The organism is Nocardiopsis protaetiae (genome assembly GCF_045446735.1).
Lineage (GTDB): Bacteria > Actinomycetota > Actinomycetes > Streptosporangiales > Streptosporangiaceae > Nocardiopsis > Nocardiopsis protaetiae.
In genome coordinates this window covers 1-1,471 of record NZ_JBJJBV010000541.1, presented here as the reverse complement: position 1 = coordinate 1,471, position 1,471 = coordinate 1, and the positions used below count along the sequence as shown (strand labels likewise).

The 1,471-nt window shown below is 69.8% G+C and carries 2 pseudogenes; one reads left to right on the top strand and one right to left on the bottom strand.

The annotated features are described in order from the left end of the window. Window positions 1-424 (top strand): annotated as a pseudogene (locus ACJOT3_RS34600) (NF041680 family putative transposase); the annotation flags it as partial. An 18-nt stretch (window positions 425-442) separates the two neighbouring features. On the opposite strand, the pseudogene ACJOT3_RS34595 reads toward ACJOT3_RS34600, so the two are convergent. Then, window positions 443-1,237: pseudogene (locus tag ACJOT3_RS34595) on the bottom strand (IS5 family transposase). Window positions 1,238-1,471 lie beyond the last annotated feature (234 nt).

Genomic DNA, 1,471 nt, shown 5'->3' with positions numbered 1-1,471 from the left:
GGTGGACCTGATCTGGCGGGCGTTCCTGCGCCGGTTCGATCTGGAGCACACTTTCCGGCTGTTCAAGCAGACCCTGGGCTGGACCGCCCCGCGGGTGCGCTCGCCCGAGGCCGCCGATCGGTGGACGTGGTTGGTGATCGCCGCGCACACCCAGCTGCGGCTGGCCCGCCCGGTCGCGGAGGATGTGCGCCGCCCCTGGGAGCGGGCGGCCCGGCCGGGCCGTCTGTCCCCGGCCCGGGTGCGGCGCGGGTTTCGCCACCTCCGGCCGAGGGTGACCTGTCCGGCGGGTGCGCCCAAACCCTCCCGGCCCGGTCCCGGGCGGCCTCCCGGGATGAAGAACCACGGGCCCGCGCCCCGGCATGAGGTCGGCAAAACCGTCAAACGCGCCGCGACCCTGGCAGAACACAAGAACCAGACAGGTTAAATCTCAAGCTAAGAACTCCTAACGGAATGACTTCAGGCGTCGCCAGCAGATGAGTGCGCATCCAAGGATGAGGAAGGCTTCGTGGACGTCGTCGCGGATCTCCCAGCGGATCCGCAGACGGCGGAACCAGTGCAGATGGGCGAATGTGCGCTCCACGACCCAGCGCTGAGCGCCCAGGCCGGAACCGTGCGCGGTGCCGCGGTGGGCGATCAGCGGCCTCACTCCCAGCTCCCGGACCAGACGACGGTACTTGTCATGGTCGTAGCCGCGATCACCCAGCACCACGTCCGGGCGGCGCCGGGGCCGGCCGCGCTTGCCGCGCACCGGCGGCACGGCCCGGAGCAGGGGGATGAGCTGGGTGACGTCGCCTGCGGTTGCCGCCGGTCAGCGTCGCGGAGAGCGGGATGCCGGTGGCATCGGTGAGCAGGTGGTGCTTGCTGCCCGCCCTGCCCCGGTCCACGGGGCTTCGTCCCGTCCTGGGGCCCCTTTTAACGCACGGATGTGGGAGCCGTCGACCGCCGCGCGGGAGAAGTCCAGGGCGTTCGCGCCGCGTAGCTCGGCGAGCAGGACCTCGTGGAGTCGGGGCCAGACCCCGGCCCGGGTCCACTCGGCCAGGCGGCGCCAGCAGGTCATGCCCGACCCGAAGCCGAGTTCCTGCGGTAGGTGTTCCCAGGCGATCCCTGTGTGCAGCACGAACAGGATGCCCTGGAACACCAGCCGGTCCGGATGCCGCTTGCGCCCGGGATGCCGGGGTCGTCGCTCGACCTTGGGCAGCAGCGGTTCGATCATCGCCCACAGCTCGTCAATCGACATCCCATGGCTTCGGCCGTGCCACCCCGCACCCCCGGATCATCGTCCCTGTGATGATCCAACCACGCTCAGTCTCATTCCGTTAGGAGTTCTAAGAGCGTGTTTGAGAAGGGTGGGTCACGGTCCGAGCACTTCGCTCTCACCCGGCCCCAGGCCCTGTGAGCCTGGCCTTCATGACCCGTGAGCCGACCTACCCCTCGGACCTGACCGATGACCAGTGGGCGTTGATCGAGCCCC